Origin of the sequence: Pantoea dispersa (genome assembly GCF_014155765.1) — a bacterium.
GTDB classification, from domain to species: domain Bacteria; phylum Pseudomonadota; class Gammaproteobacteria; order Enterobacterales; family Enterobacteriaceae; genus Pantoea; species Pantoea dispersa.
This window is the reverse complement of sequence record NZ_SCKT01000016.1, coordinates 1-20,051: the sequence shown is the minus strand read 5'-3', so window position 1 is coordinate 20,051 and position 20,051 is coordinate 1. Positions and strand designations below refer to the sequence as shown.

General features: G+C 54.8%; 22 protein-coding genes and 4 pseudogenes. 12 read left to right on the top strand and 14 right to left on the bottom strand.

Features of this window, described 5'->3' with window-relative positions:
• Nucleotides 1-62: 62 nt before the first annotated feature.
• Nucleotides 63-1,127, bottom strand: a pseudogene (locus tag H7K56_RS22895) (DUF4158 domain-containing protein); the annotation flags it as partial.
• A 157-nt stretch (nucleotides 1,128-1,284) separates the two neighbouring features.
• On the opposite strand from H7K56_RS22895, the gene H7K56_RS22890 reads away from it, so the two are divergent.
• Nucleotides 1,285-1,863 carry a recombinase family protein gene (locus H7K56_RS22890; RefSeq protein ID WP_170264766.1) on the top strand — a complete coding sequence of 193 codons (579 nt, stop codon included), beginning with the start codon at nucleotides 1,285-1,287 and terminating at the stop codon, nucleotides 1,861-1,863.
• Nucleotides 1,856-3,091 carry an acyltransferase family protein gene (locus H7K56_RS22885; protein WP_150361480.1) on the top strand — a complete coding sequence of 412 codons (1,236 nt, stop codon included), beginning with the start codon at nucleotides 1,856-1,858 and terminating at the stop codon, nucleotides 3,089-3,091. The genes H7K56_RS22890 and H7K56_RS22885 overlap by 8 nt, the downstream gene beginning before the upstream one ends.
• 20 nt (nucleotides 3,092-3,111) lie before the next feature.
• Here the strand turns inward: H7K56_RS22885 and H7K56_RS22880 are convergent, their stop codons facing one another.
• Nucleotides 3,112-3,525, bottom strand: coding sequence for a hypothetical protein (locus H7K56_RS22880; protein ID WP_150059892.1), 414 nt, complete (start codon nucleotides 3,523-3,525; stop codon nucleotides 3,112-3,114).
• Between the two features lie 335 nt (nucleotides 3,526-3,860).
• On the opposite strand from H7K56_RS22880, the gene H7K56_RS23455 reads away from it, so the two are divergent.
• A complete protein-coding gene (locus H7K56_RS23455) occupies nucleotides 3,861-4,094 on the top strand; it encodes a DUF1173 family protein (RefSeq protein WP_249042752.1) in 234 nt (77 codons plus the stop codon).
• A gap of 96 nt (nucleotides 4,095-4,190) precedes the next feature.
• Here the strand turns inward: H7K56_RS23455 and istB are convergent, their stop codons facing one another.
• Nucleotides 4,191-4,973 (bottom strand): IS21-like element ISSen3 family helper ATPase IstB, encoded by a 783-nt coding sequence (istB, locus tag H7K56_RS22870; protein WP_150059856.1) that lies wholly within the window; start codon nucleotides 4,971-4,973, stop codon nucleotides 4,191-4,193.
• Nucleotides 4,970-5,992 carry an IS21-like element ISSen3 family transposase gene (gene istA, locus H7K56_RS22865; protein WP_150059857.1) on the bottom strand — a complete coding sequence of 341 codons (1,023 nt, stop codon included), beginning with the start codon at nucleotides 5,990-5,992 and terminating at the stop codon, nucleotides 4,970-4,972. Before istA ends, istB begins: the two co-directional genes overlap by 4 nt.
• Before the next feature lie 77 nt (nucleotides 5,993-6,069).
• Between istA and H7K56_RS23450 the strand changes: the two genes are divergently transcribed.
• The gene (locus tag H7K56_RS23450) at nucleotides 6,070-6,387 is read left to right on the top strand and encodes a hypothetical protein (RefSeq protein WP_223815737.1); all 318 of its coding nucleotides are present in this window, start codon (nucleotides 6,070-6,072) and stop codon (nucleotides 6,385-6,387) included.
• On the top strand, nucleotides 6,371-6,577 hold the full coding sequence (locus tag H7K56_RS23445) for a DUF1173 family protein (protein ID WP_223815738.1): 207 nt from the start codon (nucleotides 6,371-6,373) through the stop codon (nucleotides 6,575-6,577). Before H7K56_RS23450 ends, H7K56_RS23445 begins: the two co-directional genes overlap by 17 nt.
• A 185-nt stretch (nucleotides 6,578-6,762) precedes the next feature.
• Here the strand turns inward: H7K56_RS23445 and H7K56_RS22855 are convergent, their stop codons facing one another.
• On the bottom strand, nucleotides 6,763-7,062 hold the full coding sequence (locus H7K56_RS22855; RefSeq protein WP_150059858.1) for a helix-turn-helix domain-containing protein: 300 nt from the start codon (nucleotides 7,060-7,062) through the stop codon (nucleotides 6,763-6,765).
• Nucleotides 7,046-7,408 (bottom strand): type II toxin-antitoxin system RelE/ParE family toxin, encoded by a 363-nt coding sequence (locus H7K56_RS22850; protein WP_150059859.1) that lies wholly within the window; start codon nucleotides 7,406-7,408, stop codon nucleotides 7,046-7,048. Before H7K56_RS22850 ends, H7K56_RS22855 begins: the two co-directional genes overlap by 17 nt.
• A 268-nt stretch (nucleotides 7,409-7,676) precedes the next feature.
• Here H7K56_RS22850 and H7K56_RS22845 point away from each other — a divergent pair, with 268 nt between their 5' ends.
• On the top strand, nucleotides 7,677-7,883 hold the full coding sequence (locus tag H7K56_RS22845) for a hypothetical protein (RefSeq protein WP_150059860.1): 207 nt from the start codon (nucleotides 7,677-7,679) through the stop codon (nucleotides 7,881-7,883).
• 43 nt (nucleotides 7,884-7,926) lie between these two features.
• On the opposite strand, the gene H7K56_RS22840 is transcribed toward H7K56_RS22845, so the two are convergent.
• Entirely contained in the window at nucleotides 7,927-8,868 is a 942-nt protein-coding gene (locus H7K56_RS22840; RefSeq protein WP_150059861.1) for a hypothetical protein, read from the bottom strand.
• A 406-nt stretch (nucleotides 8,869-9,274) separates the two neighbouring features.
• Between H7K56_RS22840 and H7K56_RS22835 the strand changes: the two genes are divergently transcribed.
• Complete coding sequence (locus tag H7K56_RS22835; RefSeq protein WP_150059862.1) at nucleotides 9,275-10,117, top strand: tyrosine-type recombinase/integrase; 843 nt, start codon at nucleotides 9,275-9,277, stop codon at nucleotides 10,115-10,117.
• A gap of 89 nt (nucleotides 10,118-10,206) precedes the next feature.
• Here H7K56_RS22835 and H7K56_RS22830 read toward each other — a convergent pair whose 3' ends face one another.
• Nucleotides 10,207-10,578 carry a hypothetical protein gene (locus H7K56_RS22830; protein WP_150059863.1) on the bottom strand — a complete coding sequence of 124 codons (372 nt, stop codon included), beginning with the start codon at nucleotides 10,576-10,578 and terminating at the stop codon, nucleotides 10,207-10,209.
• 322 nt (nucleotides 10,579-10,900) lie between these two features.
• Between H7K56_RS22830 and H7K56_RS22825 the strand changes: the two genes are divergently transcribed.
• The 3 genes from H7K56_RS22825 to H7K56_RS22815 all read left to right on the top strand — a co-directional run bounded on the left by H7K56_RS22825 (nucleotide 10,901) and on the right by H7K56_RS22815 (nucleotide 12,203).
• Nucleotides 10,901-11,557, top strand: coding sequence for a nucleotide-binding protein (locus tag H7K56_RS22825; protein WP_150059864.1), 657 nt, complete (start codon nucleotides 10,901-10,903; stop codon nucleotides 11,555-11,557).
• Between the two features lie 44 nt (nucleotides 11,558-11,601).
• Nucleotides 11,602-11,871 (top strand): ribbon-helix-helix domain-containing protein, encoded by a 270-nt coding sequence (locus H7K56_RS22820; protein WP_150059865.1) that lies wholly within the window; start codon nucleotides 11,602-11,604, stop codon nucleotides 11,869-11,871.
• A 92-nt stretch (nucleotides 11,872-11,963) separates the two neighbouring features.
• Nucleotides 11,964-12,203, top strand: coding sequence for a hypothetical protein (locus H7K56_RS22815; RefSeq protein WP_150059866.1), 240 nt, complete (start codon nucleotides 11,964-11,966; stop codon nucleotides 12,201-12,203).
• Nucleotides 12,204-12,518: 315 nt separating this feature from the next.
• Here the strand turns inward: H7K56_RS22815 and umuC are convergent.
• From umuC to ltrA, 3 genes and pseudogenes are all read right to left on the bottom strand, one after another.
• Nucleotides 12,519-13,792 (bottom strand): annotated as a pseudogene (gene umuC / locus H7K56_RS22810) (translesion error-prone DNA polymerase V subunit UmuC).
• An 8-nt stretch (nucleotides 13,793-13,800) separates the two neighbouring features.
• Nucleotides 13,801-14,127, bottom strand: a pseudogene (gene umuD, locus H7K56_RS22805) (translesion error-prone DNA polymerase V autoproteolytic subunit); the annotation flags it as partial.
• A 70-nt stretch (nucleotides 14,128-14,197) separates the two neighbouring features.
• Complete coding sequence (gene ltrA / locus H7K56_RS22800) at nucleotides 14,198-15,913, bottom strand: group II intron reverse transcriptase/maturase (RefSeq protein WP_150361397.1); 1,716 nt, start codon at nucleotides 15,911-15,913, stop codon at nucleotides 14,198-14,200.
• 1,285 nt (nucleotides 15,914-17,198) lie between these two features.
• Here ltrA and H7K56_RS22795 point away from each other — a divergent pair.
• Nucleotides 17,199-17,525: a helix-turn-helix transcriptional regulator gene (locus H7K56_RS22795; protein WP_182689055.1), complete on the top strand. Its 327-nt coding sequence runs from the start codon at nucleotides 17,199-17,201 to the stop codon at nucleotides 17,523-17,525.
• Nucleotides 17,526-17,574: 49 nt separating this feature from the next.
• Here the strand turns inward: H7K56_RS22795 and H7K56_RS22790 are convergent, their stop codons facing one another.
• Complete coding sequence (locus tag H7K56_RS22790) at nucleotides 17,575-18,249, bottom strand: SOS response-associated peptidase family protein (protein ID WP_150361399.1); 675 nt, start codon at nucleotides 18,247-18,249, stop codon at nucleotides 17,575-17,577.
• Between the two features lie 453 nt (nucleotides 18,250-18,702).
• Between H7K56_RS22790 and H7K56_RS22785 the strand changes: the two genes are divergently transcribed.
• Complete coding sequence (locus H7K56_RS22785) at nucleotides 18,703-18,975, top strand: winged helix-turn-helix transcriptional regulator (RefSeq protein WP_310736063.1); 273 nt, start codon at nucleotides 18,703-18,705, stop codon at nucleotides 18,973-18,975.
• On the opposite strand, the gene H7K56_RS23570 is transcribed toward H7K56_RS22785, so the two are convergent.
• Together H7K56_RS23570 and H7K56_RS22780 are read right to left on the bottom strand one after the other, a co-directional pair.
• Nucleotides 18,944-19,114: a transposase gene (locus tag H7K56_RS23570; protein ID WP_375140423.1), complete on the bottom strand. Its 171-nt coding sequence runs from the start codon at nucleotides 19,112-19,114 to the stop codon at nucleotides 18,944-18,946. The two genes, H7K56_RS22785 and H7K56_RS23570, sit on opposite strands and share 32 nt — an antisense overlap.
• Nucleotides 19,107-19,890 (bottom strand): annotated as a pseudogene (locus H7K56_RS22780) (ISL3 family transposase); the annotation flags it as partial. The gene H7K56_RS23570 and the pseudogene H7K56_RS22780, both read right to left, overlap by 8 nt.
• Between the last annotated feature and the right edge of the window lie 161 nt (nucleotides 19,891-20,051).

Here is a 20,051-nt window from a genome sequence, read left to right as displayed (position 1 = left end):
GGATGTCATTTCGGGTCTCCTTTCACTGAGAGTTTAGTCTCCCGAAAACCCGGTACGGTTCAGAACACCTCAGCACGAATCGATTCGTCCGGTGTATCTTCTTTCATCAGGTACGAACATGCGCTGGCGAGCGCCAATGCAGATGTATCCAGATCCTTCAGCGAGCGGAGCCGTTTTTTCTGCCCAATCTTTCTGGCGTCACGGATGATAACGGCCAGCATAGCGTCCAGAACGTCCAGTGCATCATCCAGCGCCAGCGTTTCCCATGCAAGGACAAAGGCAACCAGAACCGCCATCCTTTTCTGCGGTGACATCCTAGCAATATTGAACACCGAAGTCATACCAGCATAACGTGCGAGATTTTTCAGGCGCACAGCCGGGAGTGTACGCAGGTTGTCAGCATGCAGGCCAAAATCGTTCAGAGTTTTCCAGCGTTCAATTGCTTCATTAAACGCCGGACCACTAATGGTCACAGGGCCTTTTTTCAGTGATTCCAGTAAAGACAGGCAGCTGCAATCAGTTGGCCCCAACAGCATCTCCAACTGCGAACGCTGTTCAGCTGACGGTATCAGTGCCAGCCTGTTCCACAGGCACAACGTCGCCTTTTCCCTTACTTCTGAAATCAACCGGGTCAGCGTGGTGGCTCCGGGGAGAATAATACGATGTTGCATAAGCCACCCTGTCGCCAGAGCGAAAAGCAGGCCAGGACGTTCGTTGCTTATCCAGCTCCGGGTATATAAAAGACGGGTAAGGCGAAATGTCCAAGGCCAGGCAAATTCATGATACTGATAGTGCTGACGTATCAATGCTGCATGCTCACGGCGGGTATTTTCCCTCTGACCGTATTCTGCAAAAACGGTGATATCACGAATCCCGAGCTGTCTGGCAGTAAAATGCCGGACGCCGGAAGGAATATGATTCATGTCAGTAAGAAAAGTGCCCAAAAAACGCACGCACCCGATTTGCAGAGCAATACCAAGCCGATTGTGATCACCCCGGCTTTTCCCGATTAATTCTTTATCCGCTTCATCAAGATGAAAATAACGCCCCAGCTGAAGTTCATCTGGTTCGCCGGTGAATCTGCCATAACTTTCGGCCTGCTCAGTGGTCAAAAAATCAACGGGCATATCGGCCTCCCTGCCTGACGGCTTTTTTTTAACAAAACCGCAACCGTCCAAAATATTATGAATTGTAGGACACTGAAAAAAGACATCTTTTGCGTGTCCGTTAAATCGTTATTTTGTTATAACAGACACCACCTGTCTGATATTTGATTTAGGATACATTTTTACGCGACTTTTTGGTTACGCACGGGTATCAACCAGCCAGCAGTCTCTTGATATTCAGATCAGGGCGCTCAGAGATGCAGTGGTAAAAGCGAACCGCATCTTTACCGACAAGGCATCCGGCAGTTCAGCCAATCGTGAAGGGCTGGATCTGCTGCGCATGAAGGTGGAGGAAGGCGACGTCATTCTGGTGAAAAAACTTGACCGTCTTGGCCGGGATACCGCCGAGCTGATCCAGCTGATAAAAGAATTTGACGCACAGGGCGTGGCGGTCCGTTTTATCGATGACGGGATCTGTACCGATGGCGAAATGGGTCAGATGGTTGTCACCATTCTGTCTGCAGTCGCGCAGGCAGAGCGGCGGAGAATACTGGAACGCACTAATGAAGGGAGACAGGAAGCTATGGCGAAAGGGATCCGGTTTGGGCGTAAGAGAAAAGTTGATCGTGGGCGTGTAATGGCTCTGCACAGGCAGGGCACAGGTGCGTCAGAGATAAGCCGACAGCTTAAAATTGCCCGTTCAACCGTTTATAAAATACTCACCGAAATAAACATGCCCCGGAGCCATGATGAATAATAAACCCCGTTTTGTCGGACTGGAATGGCTGAGATTTTCCCTTGGTTTTTTTGTTATGGTTTACCATACCGCACACCGTTATCCGCAGCTTGATCATATTCCATGGTTAAGAAACGTCACCAGCATGGGTTTTTTTGCTACCAGCACTTTTTTCGTATTGTCCGGATTTTTGCTTGCTCACGTCTACTTTAATCAGAATCAGATGCGTGAACCCGCAAGTAGTTTCTGGATTAAACGTTTCTGTAATCTTTATCCTGTACATATTGTCGCGCTCATTTCTTCAGTTCTGGTTCTGATACTTATGCACTGGCTGTCAGTTCCGCCGGATGGCCCCGGAGCCTCGCCACGCTTTGTCGTTTATGACACGCATGAACTGATAGCTGATCGTTCGCTTCTGGAGCATTATATGGATAACAGTGAGCTGATGATTAACTCTGTTTTACAGCTATTTATGTTGCAGGCCTGGAACCCGCTGTACCTCACCTTTAATGCGCCACTCTGGTCTCTGTCAACACTGTTTTTTTTCTACCTTGTGTTTCCTTTTATCACCTCCCGGTTACTGAACATAAAAAGGGTTAAGTCAGCTATTGCATTAACCTGCTTTATCAGCCTGATACCACCGCTTTACGTCATTTTTAATGCCCTGTGGGGGATACCCTGGACAGGCCTACTGCAGCGATTTCCACCGTTTCGCCTGCCTGAGTTTATATGCGGTATCCTGTGTTACAGCCTGTTTCGTCAGCATCAGCAGAGGGGGTACCGGCCCGGAGTCGCTCGCTGCAGCATGCTGTCGCTGTTTATTCTTGCCTGTTTTATCCTAGCAGCGTGGATTTATACCCAGCGCCCGGAGCGCTTCTGGTATCCGCTTTTGCATAATGGTCTTTTACTGCCGTCACAGCTGACGCTGCTGTACCTGTGTGCATTGCTTCCCACTTCCCGCTCAGACCTGCTGCGGCGTTATCTGCCTCGTCTGGGGGCATCATCCCTGTCGATTTTTGCCCTGCACGTCCCCTTGTTTTACCTGTGGAGCACGTTCGAGCCTCTGCTGCGGAGCATGTTCTCAGACTGGCGTGGAGGATGGCATGAGTGGGTTGACAGGGCGGGCGGCATACAGCTAAGCCTGAGCGGCTATGCTTTATTTCTTGTCCTGACGGTCTGGATTTGCCTTCATTTTCAGGAACAGGTTGTGGTCGGCATAAGAAAGAGATTGCTTAACAGGTTGCTCTGACGACACAGATACGAACCCGGTCAGAATCTGATTGGGTTTGTATCACGGAGCCAGTAATCAATGGGTAAGGAATAATCGTCCGGACTGACTGAAGCGAGAACAATCTGATACTCATAATTCCTGGTAGCGGCTTCTCCCCTGTCTGGCAGGCAGTCAATAGCCAGAATCACGTCGTAGTTTTTTGTTTCATCAACAGCGGTAGAATAGCTGATGTTAACCCCCTGGTATTGGACGGCTTCTCCTGCAACTAATTTTTTACTCTCGCTACCCGGTATCAATCCATCCATAAACTTTATAATTTCAAGAGGATACCTGGTAAATAACGTAACTTCAGCTAAATTATTTTTACCGGAAAACCGGGTCGCCAGCCGGAGCGATTCTGCGATGTCTTTTTTAGTAAGCTGCTCAGGCACTATTCTGAAGTAGTTATTCATATCCACTCGCATAGAGTTTACGTGTTTGCTGATTAACTTTAGGATAATAATTTGAATTCATCCCGAAAATTACCTGGGGATTATTTCAGAAGGAGGAGGCAGGAGGCAGTTCTTAGCGTGAGTTTTCGTTCCACTGAGCGTCAAACCCCTTTTACTCCGTCTGGCCGGATGAGCGACAGGCCGCCATTTATGCGCCCGACGTGGTCAGAGCGGCGGCGGATGGCCGGCTTGTGGTCCGCCTGCCCACCGGCCTGCAGAAGAAAGACGTTCCTGATAAAACCCGTGATGCGCCTCCGGCCGGTGCCGGAGCGGGGAGGCGGCCCCGGCAGCCCTAGATGCGCCTGCCGGGGCTGCTGCACCTGCTCTGGGAGCAGTCCGGCATCAACGTCTGGCATCCTGCATTCGATAAAAAGAAACGCTCGCCGGGCTGGGTGAGCTGGCGCCTGAATGAGACTGCCGCGCGCATCCGCATCGGCCGGAGTCCGCTGCAGCAGTCGCTGATGCTGATGGCCATGAAGGATTCGCTGCAGGCTGCGCAGAACCGGCAGACTGCGAAGGACGCCGCCTGATTTTTGTTTCTCAGCTGGCCGCCTGGAGTGTCAACAACGGGTAAAAAGTGATCCACTAACCGTCACCACCAACGGTTTAATATTGATCCACCTTGTTTACTCAGGATTAGCTTCCGCTATAACCCCGGCCTTTCGTTTCTGCTTCAGTCGATAGCTCTCTCCTTTTATCTGGACTACGTGTGAGTGATGTAAGATCCGATCCAGCATCGCCGATGTCAGGGCCGCATCACCTGCGAACGTCTGGTCCCACTGCCCGAACGGCAGATTGGAGGTCAGGATCATCGCGCTCTTCTCGTAACGTTTGGCTCTGACCTGGAAGAACAGCTTGGCTTCCTCCTGACTGAACGGCAGATAGCCTATTTCATCGATTATAAGCAGCTTCGGGGCCATGACACCGCGATTGAGTGTCGTTTTGTAACGCCCCTGACGCTGGGAAGTCGACAGCTGTAACAGCAGGTCCGCTGCTGTTGTGAAGCGAACCTTGATGCCCGCCCGTACTGCTTCGTAGCCCATGGCTATCGCCAGATGTGTTTTTCCCACGCCCGAGGGGCCCGGTAACACGATGTTTTCGTTACGTTCGATGAAGCTCAGGGAGCGCAGCGACTGGATTTGCTTCTGAGGAGCGCCGGTGGCGAAGGTGAAATCGTACTCCTCGAACGTCTTCACCGCCGGGAAGGCTGCCATCCGTGTGTACATCGCCTGTTTACGCTGATGCCGGGCCAGTTTCTCCTCATGTAACAGGTGCTCCAGGAAGTCCATGTAGCTCCATTCCTGATCCACCGCCTGTTGCGACAGCGCCGGCGCTGCGCCGATAAGACTGTCCAGCTGCAGCTGTTCGGCAAGCACCATCAGCCGTTGATGTTGCAGTTCAACCATCATGCGGCTCCTCTGCAGAACGTATCATAGATGGAGAGAGGGTGATGCAGTGGCTGCCTGTCGAAGGTCATCAGGCTTTCATCAACCTGCACGTCATACTGCTTTTTCTCCGGTGGCAGTGCCAGCATGGATTGCTGTTCCTCCACCCAGCGATCGCAGGGGCGGGACTGGATAGTTTCATGCTTCCGCTGGTTGGCCACATCGTACAGCCAGCGCAGGCCGTAACGGTTTGCGGTTTCAACATCGACGGAGATCCCCATCGGACGCAGGCGTGTCATTAACGGGATATAGAAGCTGTTGCGGGTGTACTGCACCATCCGCTCCACCTTGCCTTTAGTCTGCGCCCTGAAGGGACGGCACAGGCGGGGAGAGAAGCCCATCTCTTTGCCGAACTGCCACAGGGAAGGATGGAACCGGTGCTGCCCGGTCTGGTAAGCATCACGCTGTAGCACCACCGTTTTCATATTGTCGTACAGGACTTCCTGCGGTACACCACCGAAGAAGCTGAACGCATTGCGGTGACAGGCTTCCAGCGTGTCGTAGCGCATGTTGTCAGTGAACTCGATATAAAGCATTCTGCTGTATCCCAGAACAGCGACGAACACATGCAGGGGGGACTTGCCGTTTCGCATGGTCCCCCAGTCAACCTGCATCTGCCGTCCGGGCTCGGTTTCGAAGCGAACGACCGGTTCTGCCTGTGCTGGCAGGGTCTGTTTGCGGATGAACTCTCTCAGGATAGTAAGCCCTCCACGATAGCCCAGCTCCATGATTTCCCTGGCAATAACGGTCGCCGGGATTTTGTAGGGATGCGCACCGCTGATCCGCTTAGAGATGTAATCACGGTATTCATCGAGCAGTGACGATGGTGCCGGGCGTGGTGAATACTGCGGCCTTTCAGATTTGGCTTTCAGGTGGCTGCGGACAGTATTGCGCGAAATACCCAGCTCCCTGGCAATGGCCCGGATACTCATTCCCCGCTTGTGCAGGACTTTAATTTCCATACGAATCTCAAAAGTGATCATAAGCTCCCCTGTATTCAGAGGAGCAGATTAACCCCTGGATCAATTTTCAACCGCTGGGGTGGATCAGTTTTGCACCGTTGGTAACATGGAGCGACGCGGCCGATGAACGGCTGCAGTACACGCAGCCGCTGGGGCTGTTTGCCGGCTTTCCGGCGCTGGACCTGCCTGACGATATCAGGGACTGTCTCGCCCGGAGCTTTAGTCGTGAGCTGAGCGACTGGCGCAGCGGCGCCCGGGTGGTGATTATCTGCGAAACCGAGCCGCCGGAAACAGCATTTATCCGTAAGGATGGCCGCAATATTCCGCGCAGCAGTTGCAGGGTTATCGACGCGGCGCTGATGACCGTCAGCGCTCGCTATATTCCGCTGGAATCCCACTATGAGTGGCATGGTTGAGACGCGTCTGTGGGAGGAAAAGCGCGCGTTTATCAAGCCGCTGCGCTACGACGGCGAAGAGGACGTGTTTCCGGACTTCGTGCTGACCGACGTGCCGGGCACGGAAGTGCTGCCGATGGAAGTCTTCGGTATGAACACGCCGGATTACCTCCAGCGCAGGCGGGAAAAAAACGGTCCTTTACGACAGTGAATATGGTGCCGGGAGGTGGTGGCAGCGGGAGGCATCAGAGGATCCGGAAGGGGAGAAAATGCCGGCTTCCCCCTCAAGGAAATAGCATTATGATGTGTATTTAATTGTTTATTGATATTACTTTGATTGTATTTTGCAGCGTGTTCGTCTGGCCCGGAAATCAGGCCAGACTGTGAGCGTGCGTATCAGATGTGAAAGGCTATGCGCTTTCCGGTTGGCAGCTCGACATCAAGACTTAGTTTACCTCCCATCGCCTCAATGTAGCGCTTGAGCGTAGCAACTTTGAGATCGTTTCCGCGCTGCTCCAGCTGTGTAATGGCAGGCTGGCTGATACCCATGGCCTCTGCTACGTTTTTCTGCGACAGCTGCAACTCCTCCCGCATCATCTGTAATCCGGTTTCAAGGATCATCTCGTCAGCGATATCACAGATACGGGCCTGACTCTCCGGAGAGCGTGCAGCAATTACTTCATCCAGCGTTCTCATTTTTTCCCTCCATTGTGTTCAGGTGCGCAGTGAACTCATCATCGGCGATACGAATCATGCGCTCGTAAAATTTCTTGTCGTTACTTTTGTCACCGGCACAAAGCACGATGGCCCTCCGGGCCGGATCAAATGCAAAGAATGCTCTGACCGGTGTACCACCATACTGTACGCGGAGTTCTTTCATGTTCTTGTGACGGGAACCCTTGACGGTGTCGGCATAAGGCCGGGACAAAGCCGGACCGTACGTCCTTAAATTAATCAGGTCGGCAAGAACCTTTTCCTGCAGGCCGTCTTCCTGTTTATCCAGCCAGGCGTCAAAGAGATCGCCAAAGAGTACTGTCCACATATTGCGCCTTATAAGTTACAGCTTATAGATGTTAAGAATATAATCTTTAGCTTATTCCGTCAAGCCCGCTCTGATGTGATAAGGGGGTAACCTGTTAAGTTCAGGATTTTCGATATCTGCAAACTAAATGAGGCGCTTGCAGGCTTGCAGATGAATCCCCGGGAAAAGCCCGTCATCACCGCTGTCATTTTTTTCCGGCCGCGTCACCGCTGTGCATGTCGTGATGGCTTAATTGACCTGCGTCATAGGGCCGTCAGGGAGACATTGTATGTACAACGCTGACAGGTTACAGCTGCTAATCAGTCAGGTGACGCAGCAGAGGGAGCGCTTCATTCAGACGGGATCTGCCCTGCACCGGATTTTCTTCACCGACGGTTACATGTTGCCAGGGAGGATAACGCAGGATGTTTCTCAAAGTCCGGAGATACGTGATAAGGCGCTGGAAGCGATGCACCGGCTCGCGCTGAGCGGTTAAAAAAGCTCCGGCCTGAACCGACGTTCAGACCGTGGCCCGGGCGTTACGACGTGCCCGCTGCGACCGCCCGTTCCAGAGTGGCCATGACTGAACCAGAAGAGATCGGCCCAATGTCGTGCGCTGTCAGGCACTTCATAACGTTTTCCTCTGCCAGTTCGGCGTTGCCCTTGAAGGTGAAGCGGCCCTCATCAGCCAGGGCAAAAAGGTCGATTACCAGGGCATCGGCGTCATGCTGCGGGCGCTCCTGCAGCCAGGCGTTAAGATCGTAACGGTGCCAGGTCAGCTTCAGGCCGGCGCTTTTCAGGTCGTCAAGCAGCGCCATCAGCCCGGCCTGCGCCGCGTTCGGGAAGCGGGCGGCGCGCACGATGAACTCAGGGCGGCCGTCAGCGCGGCGCTTGTCGGGCACCGGCAGGAAGCGGACCTGGAAGTCTCCACTCTCCATCATCATCGTCATCAGACTGCGGTCATCGTCGCCCAGCGCCCCCAGCGCGCTGCCGTCCAGGGTGGCCAGTGCATCGTCCATTTTGCGGATCTGCCCACTCAGCCACTGTTCGTGCTCCTGTTCCTCCTCCTCTGTTTCAAGCTCAAAGTCAGGCTCAAGCTGCGATAAGGTGAAGTCACGCAGCTTCTGCAGGCGCTGGCCGGCGTCGCAGATGTGCTGATGAATGCCGACGGTATCGTATTCACGCCATGTCGCGGAGTAGCGGTCCGCCTTTTCACGAAATTCTTTAAATGTAGAGATATACTCCTGCGGGTAGTGCGGGCTGCACTCGGCCAGCACCTGGTTGAAGATTTCAGCCCAGGCGGTGGGGGAAGCCCCGAGTCGCGTGAGGATGTCGACCGGCGTGACGATTTCCGCTCCCTTGTGGATCAGCAGGGAGAGTATGTCAGAGTCCTTGACCGCCTTCTTTGTCAGTACGACGGCTTTGACCAGGGTTTCTTCTGCCAGGGTGTAGCTGGCGTCATCGATGTGTTTCGTGGGCATGGTGCCCTCCTGGAGATTAAAAATCAGTGTTTAGTTAGTTCCTTAGAAACTTGGAAACTTGTTATTTAGCTTTCATCATGGAGCCACGCGGGCGGTTTTTGCAAGCCTCTTTTTTCATTTCCCGCGGACACCAGGCATTCACCCAAGAGTGCCTGGTACGCCCTGCCTCCAACTTTTCGGCTACCGTTAAGATAAAAAAATAATAGCGTCAGGGGGATAGCGTTAACAAAACCGTGCATGTCTTCCGGGCGGCACCGCGTGCGCGTGAGTGCGTACCAGGTTATATTCCCTATCGCGGAAAAAAGACCGATTTTTCCTTACCCGATCACCGATTTATTGCGGTCGGTTTTTCTGGACAGATACGCGAAAATACGTTCCACGCCCCCGGAAAGCGGAGAATGAAAAATTGAGAGGGTTGCCCCGCGAACTGACGCAGAATTCACGCAGCGACGCCGGCGCGCATAACGTGACCGGCGCAAGCGCGACGCGCTACTTTGACTACGCCTCGGCGCTGGCGCTGCGCAACCTGGCTGCGCACTACGGCACCGCCATGCCCCGCTACCTGCTGGCGCCCGAGGTGGCGCTGCTGCTTGACGCCGAGCGGGACCAGCGGAAGCGACTGCTGATCGAAACGTTCTGGAACACCGGCGGCCGGCTGAATGAGGTGCTGCCGCTGACGCCGGAGGATTTCGTTCTGGACGGCCCGGACGGTCGCGCTCTTGATGCGCCCTTTGCGGTGCTGCACACCCTGAAGCAGCGACGGGACGAAGAAAAGCAGAAGCAGCGCGGGCGCGGCCGGCCGACGCGGGAAGAACAGGCGGCGCAGCGCGAGGCAGAAGCCAACCCGCCCCGCGCCGTGCCGCTGACCGATCCGGGCTACGTGCGCCGGCTTCGCGAATATCTCGCCACCGTGCGGCTCAGGAAGGGAGAGCGCATCTGGAAGATTGACAGTCCCGATACCGTTCGCACCTGGATCCGTACAGCCGTGCAGGCTGCCGAGCGTGACGGCGTCACCTTCACCGTACGGCCCATCACCACGAAGACGTTCCGGGATTCGTTTGCGATGCACCTGGTGCAGCACGGCGTGCCGAAAAAGGTCATTCAGGCGATGATGGGCCATAAGGATGAGAAGTCGACAGAGTGGTACACGCAGGTGATGGCGCTGGACGTCACGCGCCAGCTGGGCGTGCGGTTCTCGATGACGCCGGAGGATGCGCGCTCATTGGTTATACCCGGTAGCGGCACGTGATGCCGGTTCGCCTGCTGATTCGCAGTCCCTTTCACTGTTGATTCTGGACGGGACTGCCTCAGGGCCGCAGATCAATCAAAGGTAAGCGGTTAACGTCTCAGTTCGAAGTTAAGGCTGGGCGTTCTGAGAAGCAAATCTCTGGCGCAATAACTCCCAGAGCCGTACGGGTTAAAATTCAGATAACCCTGTTGGTGCAGCCACTCTGTCATATCTACGATGTCATCGTAAAGCTGGGTACGTTTGGTACTGTCGCGCAGAAAAACCTCGGTTTCTGATCTGTACTCGTCACTGGATACCTGTGTCATACCCGGCTTCGCCATCCTCAGCGCGGAACCTGAGGACTGGAGATGAGCGTTCATGATTTCATGCGGTTCGCAGGGAGCAAAGCCGGGCAAAGCAGAAATATAAAAATAGCGAATGAAGCCATACACGCTGTCGTAGTCGAACGTGGGATTTTTCATGAGTATTTCCTTATCGTCGTGAAAATGTTGTTTGCTAAACGGCACCACAACCCCTTGCTGTTACTGCGATACGACAAGCATCAGCGCAGCGGTGAGTAAACCTTTTAAAGTATCGACCGCGCCTGCCTTTTCTGTAGCACCCTCCCCTTCCCTGACAATCAGAAACTGACTTAAAATATCATTTGGATTTCATTTTAATATTAAATAGATATCCATATGATATTATTGTGATTGTTTTGTGGATTTATCTCCACTACAATTGTCCCCAGGTTAAGAAACCCAGATTACTAGTAAATTAATATTAAAATGAGGTGTGTCTGATATGATTCTGACTATCGTGAATACCAAAGGAGGCGTGGGCAAATCGACGCTGGCAGTTAACATTGCTGTCGCCCGCGCGCTTCAGGGCAAGAAGGTCTGGCTGGTTGACGGCGACAAGCAGGGGTCGTCACAGACGGCAATCCTGATCCGATCTGAAGCAGAAGTACAGCCCGGCATCGCCTGCTCACACTTCCCGGACGGCCCTGTTCTCAGAACGCAGGTTCTGCAGCAGAAAGATAATTTCGATGACGTCATTATTGAGTGTGGCGGACGTGACTCGACTGCCATGAGGGCTGCACTGACACTTACGGATTACGCGCTGGTTCCGTTTGTTCCGGGCAGCTTTGAAGCCTGGGCGATGGAAGACGTCGTGAAAATGATGCAGGAAGCGCGCAGCATCCGTGAACCCTTCCCGGCATTTTCGATTCTCAACAGGGCTGACGTTAACCCGCGCAGTAAAGACAATCAGGATATGGTTGCGGCCATGTCTGAATATGCGGATGAGATCCCCGTTCTGGACCACCTTCTGCACATGCGTAAGGCCTTTGCCAACGCCGCCGGCAGTGGCCGTTCTGTTGTTGAGCTGAAGCTGAAACCGCATGAGCGCCCGGCCAGGGACGAACTCGAAAAACTCATTTCTATCGTATTTAAAGATTGACTTGATATTATTATAATATTACTTAAATATTGAGGTGGTGTTTAATGGCTATTACTTCCAAACCTAAATCATCAACTGCGCCCACGCAGGAGCAGGCGCAGATTGAAAAATTCATCAATGACGCTCCCGACGGAAATAAAGCGGAAAAGCGTGGCGTCAAAAAAGGTCAGCGTGAGCAGATCACGGTCACGTTTGATACTGCCATCATTGCACAGCTTGACGATCTGGCTGTACATGAAGGCGTTTCCCGCGCAGCACTCATCAGAATGGCTGTACGACAACTGCTGGATAAAGGGACGAAAGTGGGTGGCTAATAAATAGCTCTGTATTGATATCGTTTTAATATTAAAATGGACTGATTTTAATCACTTATTGAAATCCTTTTACTGTTTATTCAGAGGGCGGGATGAAAAAAATTAAACGTCTATCTGCTGGTTTTATCGGGCTTACAAAACTCAGTGGCCCCGAGCGTAAAAGCGCCGCTGAATGGGGCTTTCTCCTGAGTCCCCTGTTCATCGTGCCGCTCTTTTTCCTGCCGAATGCCAGCGAGCTGATCAAAATTGGCCTTCAGCTGCTGTGGGGGGGCTGCGTTTCGCGCGCGGCATTCATGGCTAACGACAGCTGGAAGCAAAACAAATCTCGCTGAGCGATTGCAGCGTGATGGAGAGTCAGTAATGTTAATGCATGAACTGTTTAAGCAGGTCCGCGGGCAGGGAAGGGTAAGGACTACAATCACCCAGTCTGCAGATATGTTTAAAGGCAACGTTCGCCGGCGGCGTCCCGCGTTTGACGAGTGGGTCCGGAAGCTGCATCCTGGCGACAGACTGCCCCGGGGGCGTTACTTCAGGGACAAAAAACCGGGGCTTCCTTTCTTACTCATGGATGAATTCTGGCTTTATAACCAGTAAGGAGAGCAGCTCACTGACCGATACCCTGAGACGTCCGGAACATCCGAGGTATCTCAGAGCACCCGAGCAACGGGAATATCGCTCCAGCGCGTTGTCCAGGCGGGAGATAACATCTCCCGCTTCATTTTCCATTCTGTATTCACGCCCTGACCCGCAAACCACAGGCTGCCGAGCCCGGACTGGTTGATGCCGTCCAGTACTTTCATCAGCTGCGCGCTGTTGGCCCGCGGCTTATCCTCATCGAACAGGTTCAGCTGACTGACGCCGTCTGGCGTGAAGTCATCGAGCATGATGCCGGCCTTCATGTAGCGTCGCCCTTCAAGCCATATGCGGTCGAGCGATCGCATGGCCACCTCAATCACGTCGCGCGTATCCTGCGTGGGCAGGGTGAGATTCTCGCCGGCGCTGTTGCCATAGAAGACTTCTCCCTGCGCGTGCGGCGAGGTCCGGATAAAGACGCTGATGCGCCGGCAGAACTGGCGCTCATTTCTCAGCTTCTCCGCCGCCCAGGAGGCGTACTGACACAGCGCTTCCTGCATGGCCACTTTTGTCGTAATGCGCTCACCAAAAGAGCGGCTGCAGACGATCTGCTGTTTCGCCGGCGCAAACTCCTCAAGGGAAATGCACGATTCCCCGTTGAGCTCGCGAACGGTGCGCTCAAGCACCACACTGAAATTCTTTCGGATGAGGGCAGGGCGCGCGCGCGCCAGCTGCAGCGCATTTTCGATACCCATCAGGTTGAGTCTTTTGCCGATGCGCCGGCCAACGCCCCATATCTCCTCAACGGGCTGATTTTCCAGCAGCGTTGCGGTGCGCTTCGGATTGCCCGGCGTCAGCGCCAGCACTCCCCGGAATTGCGGCCACTCCCTGCTGGCCCACTGCGCCGATTTTGCCAGGGTTTTGGTCGGCCCCATGCCCACGCCGACGGTCAGGCCGGTCGTGGCCAGCACGTGCGCGCGCAGGCGCCGGCCAAAGTGCTCAAAGTCCTTGCAGCCATCGATGCCGGTTAAATCGAGGAACATCTCGTCAATTGAGTACTGCTCAACCTTCGGCGTCATTTCCTCCAGTGCCATCATGACCCTGTTCGATAACGAGTGGTACAGGGCGTAATTTGAGCTAAACACATGAATCCTCTCAGGATATCCCTCATTTTGATCTGAAACCACGGAGCGGCCATCTTTATGCCGAGTTTTTTGGCAGCGGCGCTGCGCGCGATGACGCAGCCGTCGTTGTTGCTCAGCACCACCACCGGCCTGCCGCGCAGGTCAGGGCGGAAGAGCGCCTCGCAGCTGGCATAAAAGGAGTTAACGTCAGCCAGACCAAACATGGGCATGATCACCTCCGGCGGGCACGGGTACTGTTAAAGAACCAGGTCACGACGCCGGGCAGCTGCAGCTCCTCCGGGTAGATCACCGGGTAGGCCGGGTTCATGGGCAGCAGCGCGAGCCTGGGCTGCAGCTGCAGACGCTTGACCGTAAACTCGCCGTTGACCTCGGCAATAACGATATCGCCGTGAGCGGCTTCCTCGGCCCGGTCAACCACCATGACGTCGCCGTCGCAGAGGCCCAGGTCACGCATGCTGTTGCCGCTGGCGCGCACGAAGAAGGTTGAGGCGCGCCGGCGGATACACAGTTCATTCAGATCGAGCTCATCGGGTAGGAACAGGCCATTACTGGCCCATCCCCCCCTAAGAACCGTACGTGAGAGTTTCCCCTCATACGGCTCAGGCCTTTCAAAGCCCGCCTGCGCGAGCCGGTTTTGCTACCTTCAGATTAAGGGCATGGATCTGCCTGTGACATACAGGATGCACAAGGCACAGGTTGCTGTTGTCATCAATACCGCCATCGACACGATGGATAATATGGTGAACATGCCATCCGGTTTCGGGCGTGATCAGTTCCTGACATAACATGCATCGCTGCCGCTGGCTCTGCCAGAGTGTGACGATCCTTTTTCTCCCGCTGAGTGACAGCAGCATCTTCCGGGACATCCTCTCCTCAAAGTATGCCTCCCATTCTGGATCGAACGGGTTTGCCCCCAGCTTCAGCATTGTATGGCGTGTGATGCGGGTGTCGGTGGCTTTCCGCAGGCACTGGAGCACCGGCTTTCCATCCGGATAGCGCCCGCCCGTGGGCGCTGCAAATACCCAGTTACGGTTACCCACCTGATGGAAGTAACGGTTCTTGATCCAGCGTTTTCCTTTCTGAGGATGCCGCCGTTGACACCATCGCCACAGCGCCTGCCAGATTTCATGATCCACGCGGGCAAATGCAGCTTTGGCCACATTGTGACGGTGAAAGTCAGCCCAGCCCTGAATGATCGGGTTCAGCTTTTTAATGAGCGTCGCCTGCGTCAGTGCGGGGTTCTCTTTCACGGTTGCGCGAACTTTTGCCAGTAAGCGGCTGACATTTGTACCGGACGGGCGTATCAGCAGCTTGCCGCTGAACTTTCGCAGATTCTGTCCGAGAAAATCGAAACCCTGATCAAAATGTGTAATCCGCGTTTTTGTAGGGGAGAGTGTCAGCCCACGCTCGCGCATGAACGTCTCCACTACGGGCATGACCTCTTCTTCCAGTAACTCCTGCGAGCGGCCGGTTATGATGAAGTCATCCGCGTAACGCACATAATTGACCTTAAGTTTTATCTCAAGATTCCGCGCATACCGCGGATGTCCAAAGTGGGATTTCAGCCTGGCTTCAAGCCCGTCGAGTGCGAGGTTCGCCAGCACCGGGGAGATAATCCCGCCCTGTGGCGTGCCTGCTTCGGTGGGGTAAAGCTGGCGGCCTTCCATGTATCCCGCCCTGAGCCATCTGCTCAGTATCACCCTGTCGATCGGTATATTTTTAATCAGCCAGTCATGGCTGATGTTGTCAAAGCCCCCCTTTATATCGCCCTCCAGCACCCATTCCGGGGCATACTTCCGCGATAATACGTTGAAGCACTGTTCCATCGCATCGGCGACAGAGCGCTGCGGACGGAAGCCGAATGAACGCTGATCTGCCGTGGTTTCCGCAACAGGCGATAGCGCCAGCATGTAAAGTGCCTGCATGGCGCGGTCACGCATTACCGGAATGCCGAGCGGACGACTTTTACCATCTGCTTTGGGAATAAGGAGACGCTTCAGGGGCAGGGGATGATATCCTCGCCGCCTGAGCAACGTAATGGCCTGATATCTGACCGCCGGGGTGGTCCATAGTTTACCGTCCACGCCCGGCGTATGCCTGCCCTTATTTTCGGTAACCCGTCTGACGGCAAGGGCCTTGCCGCTGAACGAGTGGGTCAGCAGCCACTGCAGGGCTTTAACCCTGCCATACCTGCCTTCCCGCGTTGCCTTTACGATACGCGCCTGCAGCTTTCGCACCTCCCGGTGGCACTGAGCCCAGTTAATGCCGTGCCACGCCTCCGGTTCGTGTGAGGGTGCACCCGCGTCTGTTGCTGACGTAGTCATCTGCTGTTCCCTCAAAGAAAGTTTCTCAGGTTATCCCGTAAAGAAAGACCCGGTGGAAGTCTGCCCGCTTTCGCGTGGGGTGATGTCGCCCGTGAGCTCAACCCCTGTCTGCCCGGTTACAGGGCAGCATTCGCTTTCTCCACCATCTCATACCCGCATCGCCAACGGTGCCTCTTGCGATTTACCTGCCTCTGAAGGCAGCGATACGGGCTTACCATGTTCCACCTGAATAACGGGATGGGTTAGCCCCTGCCTGTTCACCGGCGGTCATTGAGTCCGTGTACTTCCAGAAAAACAGAAAGTAACCGACCGCTTACCTTTTGGTTCAGGCCTGACAGCATCTTTGGCCTGTTCTACGTAACGATGTTTATCAGCAGTTCACATATGTTGGTCATACCACCCAGCCTGGCGCCGCATCCGCACGATGCTTGCAGATGTTGCCTGACCTCACGGCCTCAGCATGGTCATAAGACCCGGCTTCGTTGTCCCGGCAGCTTCACACCGGAGCATTACTGCTCCCGCATGTGCCGGTAGGCTACTGATGACGGAACATCAGGTTCCTCTCTGATTTCTCAGCGGAACAATTATTCAGGCGACTTCATGTCGCACTTTCTCGACGTAATCCTGTGCAGGGGAGGGGAAGCCGGCGGCACACGGATCGGCATAAAGCTGTACCCTGACCCTCGGCGTAAAAATAGGTGGCCAGAGCAGCGTCAGGCCGGCGGTATAGCTGCCCGGGTTCATGATCTGATGCCCCGGCCATGCTGCAGTGTGACTGCGAAAGAGCTGAGTAAATCGCGCATAAAATTCCTCCCGTTATTTTACTGTTTGTATACACAGTATTGTTGAGGCGGAATTATCTGGCAAGAGGGAGCGAAACGGGTTGGCACCGAAGCGAAGCCATCTGACTGACCCACCGGGAAATTTTTATGAAGGTCTGCCTGGCTGATACTGAGTGACGCCACTATGCTCAGGTCAGGGCCGGCAGACGTGGAGAGGCGTTTCCGGTTGTACCCTTACAGCCCGGCGCTCTGGGGCCGGGCTGGTTTTGTGAAATGCAGAATAAGCGTAACGTGCGTAAGCAGTCCATGCCGGCATCGGTGAAATGACGCTTCCTCGGCACGACTGTTCGTTCCTCGCGCTGCTGCGGTACGCCTCAGCCGTGACTGCGGCGAGCGTGGCGGGCTGGCAGTTAACGGCAGGTATTTTTTTCCGGACCCGTTGTGCAGACCTGACGCACCGTTCTAATCTGGACGAAACTCCTCATCAGCTTCCGGGGCAATCTATGGATGGCCACACATCTCCCGCACGTTTTCTCGCTTATCTTCTGACTGAGCACGATATCTCCGTGACGCAGCTGTGTGACCGCTGCGGGCTGGACAGCGATATTGCCCGAGCTTTTCTGGCGGGGCGCCTGCCGGTGACGCAGACGCTGGCGGAGCAGCTGGGCATCGTGTTCCACTCCCCCGGCTTCTGGCTCACCCGTCAGGCCCTCTGGAGCGGGCTGAATCAGGTGCTGACGCATCCGCCGGTGGCGACGGGACACGACCGTGCTAAATTAACCGGCGCCGGTACGGGATTATCTTCTCCGTATTCACCAGGGGGTAAATAAACTGCAGCCCGTACCCGCGCCCTTCATAAGCAGATGTCCGGACACTCTGTCAGCCATCGCCGGTGTTCCGGATAATGTCAGGCCCCTGGTTGTGAACGTTGCCGATTTTTGCCGCTACCGGATGCCATGTGAAGACGGACTCAGGTAGCGCGCCGTCACGCACAATTTCTGCCGCGCGCGCCGGCGAAGTGTCATGACTCAGCCACTCCCGGACCGCGTCGGCCGTCAGCACGAGAGGACGGCGATCGTGTATATCGACCATCCCCTGATTGCTGGCTGCGGTGACGATGACGAAACCCTCCTGCCCGTGCTCCCGGTCAAAAGGCGGCTTCCCGATGGCCGCAAAAAAAAGCGGCTCTCTGTTTCGGTGATAAATGAAGTAGGGCTGTTTCCTGGCACCGCTTTTTTTCCACTCAAACCAGCCCGATGCCGGCACAATGGCCCGCCCGTGTTCCCACAGGGGCTTAAACATACGCCCTGTCGCAGCCGTTTCGCTGCGGGCATTGATGAGCGGCGGTTTATCCCACCACTCCGGACCGTAGCCCCAGTAAACAGGATCAAACTTCAGCTCGCCGTCACGCTCACTGAGCAACAGAACCTTAGTCCCCGGCGCCACGTTGTACCGGCCAATGGGGTCAGCATCCCGGGTCAGTTCTTCCGGGCCAATACCCAGAGCGTCAAAGTAGTCATCTCTGCTGCTGTACTGCGCAAATCGTCCACACATAAGCCCCTCCTGCTATTCAGCATAGGCGGTATACTTTTATCCGGAGGGACCATCATGTCACATAATCTTGCCGTCCGGCCCCGGGAAGAGCGCGATCGGATCAGCGTGGATTTAGCCGTGTCCGGTGACGCACCGGCCTGGCGCCAGTCATATTCACGGCTCTGCGGAGTACCTCCCTCCTGACCGTCGGGCTGCGCCGTGACTTCACCTTAGCCGGGCCGCTTCGTCCGCAAGGCAGCTTCGCCTCATGACTCACCCGTTCCCCGCCGTTCGCGGGACATTCAGTCCGCTCCGGCGGCGCGTGTGGCTTCGTGCCTCGACCCTGCGTCCTCTGCAGTGGCCCGGCTGCCGTGACGTCACGGCGCTGATGCCGTGCAACCTGTAACCGGAGTAACCATGAATCAGTAAGCGTCACATGCACACCGTCTTCCATTTCTGCCCGTGTATCCTACCATGGACACTTTCGCGAACATGGACACTACCGTGGACAGAAACACGCCTTACACCAGTCGCCCCTGGATCACCACTGCACTCAGCCTGCGGTTTAACGACGCCCTGACCTACCGTGAAATCGCTGAGCAGCTGAACGTCAGCACTTCCGCTACGCATAAAATGTTCAAGCGTTTTCTCCGCACGGGTATTAACTGTTACCAACGGTGCGAAAGTGGGTCTTCCGCAACTTGGGTGGAACTTTTCAGGCCAGAGGACTCATCACCCTCCGCCTGAGTAGTTCGAACCCGGCACGCCCATACATCTGCCGCTTCAGCATTTTCAGGCGATTTACGTGCCCTTCGACTACACCGTTACTCCATTTGCTGGTTATGGCTTCACATATTGCTGCTGCATCAGCTTCCCACTGCGACAAGACGTATCAGAGGTATATGTCTGTACATCAGCCGTTCAAGTGCATCGCCAATGTTTTTCAGCAGGTGCCAGCGATCTGCCACCTGTCTGGCCTGAGGTGCACCTTCATATGCTGCAGTAGCATAAGATACCGCTGCGATCGCGGGAAACAACCTGTATTTCAGGATATTTTCTGAACCAGGCAGCCAGCGTTCGATGATCGCGACCGGGAAGCAGGACCAGGGGACGGTGAGTCTCAAGATTGACTATTAACGTGCCGTAACGATGGCCCCGATGCCATGCCCATTCGTCGATTCCTACGTGTGGGGTACAGGGTTGCTTTGTCTCAGGAGTGCTTATTACCCTGCGAAGAAGGGTATCCGCGCTGGTCCGCAGGCCTGCCGCCGTTGCAGCCCGCAGTCCCGCTTCTCCACCGGCGATCAACCCCAGTTGATGCTGTAATTTTTGCAATGACTGCGAAGCCTGCTGTCGTGAGCCAGCAAAAGGAGCCAGGGATTCGGCAAAGATTTTGCGTGAACAGGATGGGTTACGACAGTACCTGTGGCGAACGGCAAATATCAGCCAGAGAGCCTGCCCGGAACATGACAGATGCTGTATCCGGCGGCGTCGACAGCTATGTGCAGAATTGCTGAGCTTCATGCATTCAGGGCAGCGCGAGGTTTTACGCGTTGCCTGCAAATGGATTGTTACTCCATCAGGGGCAGTAGTTTGTCGGAACGACCGCCACCCGCAAGGCAGTTGCAAAAGCGTCTTAAGTGAAGGCATAGAGTTATCCATAACTTAAAACAGCTTAGATCGTTGTTATCTAGATAGTTTCATTGTTTTTCTTCCACCCAAATTGCGGAAGCCCCACTTTTTACCCGTAGTTGACAGAAGGGAGCGTACACCCGGACAGGAAAAGCAAAAGGAGGGGTAAAGATACTCTTATGGCCTTTATG

Bases quoted from the DNA above. Each gene is read 5' to 3' on its own strand.
- H7K56_RS22885 (WP_150361480.1), top strand. From the start codon at position 1,856: ATGAATAATAAACCCCGTTTTGTCGGACTGGAATGGCTGAGATTTTCC.
- H7K56_RS22880 (WP_150059892.1), bottom strand. From the start codon at position 3,525: ATGAATAACTACTTCAGAATAGTGCCTGAGCAGCTTACTAAAAAAGAC.
- H7K56_RS23455 (WP_249042752.1), top strand. From the start codon at position 3,861: ATGCGCCTGCCGGGGCTGCTGCACCTGCTCTGGGAGCAGTCCGGCATC.
- istB (WP_150059856.1), bottom strand. From the start codon at position 4,973: ATGATGGTTGAACTGCAACATCAACGGCTGATGGTGCTTGCCGAACAG.
- istA (WP_150059857.1), bottom strand. From the start codon at position 5,992: ATGATCACTTTTGAGATTCGTATGGAAATTAAAGTCCTGCACAAGCGG.
- H7K56_RS23445 (WP_223815738.1), top strand. From the start codon at position 6,371: ATGAGTGGCATGGTTGAGACGCGTCTGTGGGAGGAAAAGCGCGCGTTT.
- H7K56_RS22855 (WP_150059858.1), bottom strand. From the start codon at position 7,062: ATGAGAACGCTGGATGAAGTAATTGCTGCACGCTCTCCGGAGAGTCAG.
- H7K56_RS22850 (WP_150059859.1), bottom strand. From the start codon at position 7,408: ATGTGGACAGTACTCTTTGGCGATCTCTTTGACGCCTGGCTGGATAAA.
- H7K56_RS22845 (WP_150059860.1), top strand. From the start codon at position 7,677: ATGTACAACGCTGACAGGTTACAGCTGCTAATCAGTCAGGTGACGCAG.
- H7K56_RS22840 (WP_150059861.1), bottom strand. From the start codon at position 8,868: ATGCCCACGAAACACATCGATGACGCCAGCTACACCCTGGCAGAAGAA.
- H7K56_RS22830 (WP_150059863.1), bottom strand. From the start codon at position 10,578: ATGAAAAATCCCACGTTCGACTACGACAGCGTGTATGGCTTCATTCGC.
- H7K56_RS22825 (WP_150059864.1), top strand. From the start codon at position 10,901: ATGATTCTGACTATCGTGAATACCAAAGGAGGCGTGGGCAAATCGACG.
- H7K56_RS22820 (WP_150059865.1), top strand. From the start codon at position 11,602: ATGGCTATTACTTCCAAACCTAAATCATCAACTGCGCCCACGCAGGAG.
- H7K56_RS22815 (WP_150059866.1), top strand. From the start codon at position 11,964: ATGAAAAAAATTAAACGTCTATCTGCTGGTTTTATCGGGCTTACAAAA.
- ltrA (WP_150361397.1), bottom strand. From the start codon at position 15,913: ATGACTACGTCAGCAACAGACGCGGGTGCACCCTCACACGAACCGGAG.
- H7K56_RS22795 (WP_182689055.1), top strand. From the start codon at position 17,199: ATGGATGGCCACACATCTCCCGCACGTTTTCTCGCTTATCTTCTGACT.
- H7K56_RS22790 (WP_150361399.1), bottom strand. From the start codon at position 18,249: ATGTGTGGACGATTTGCGCAGTACAGCAGCAGAGATGACTACTTTGAC.
- H7K56_RS22785 (WP_310736063.1), top strand. From the start codon at position 18,703: ATGGACACTTTCGCGAACATGGACACTACCGTGGACAGAAACACGCCT.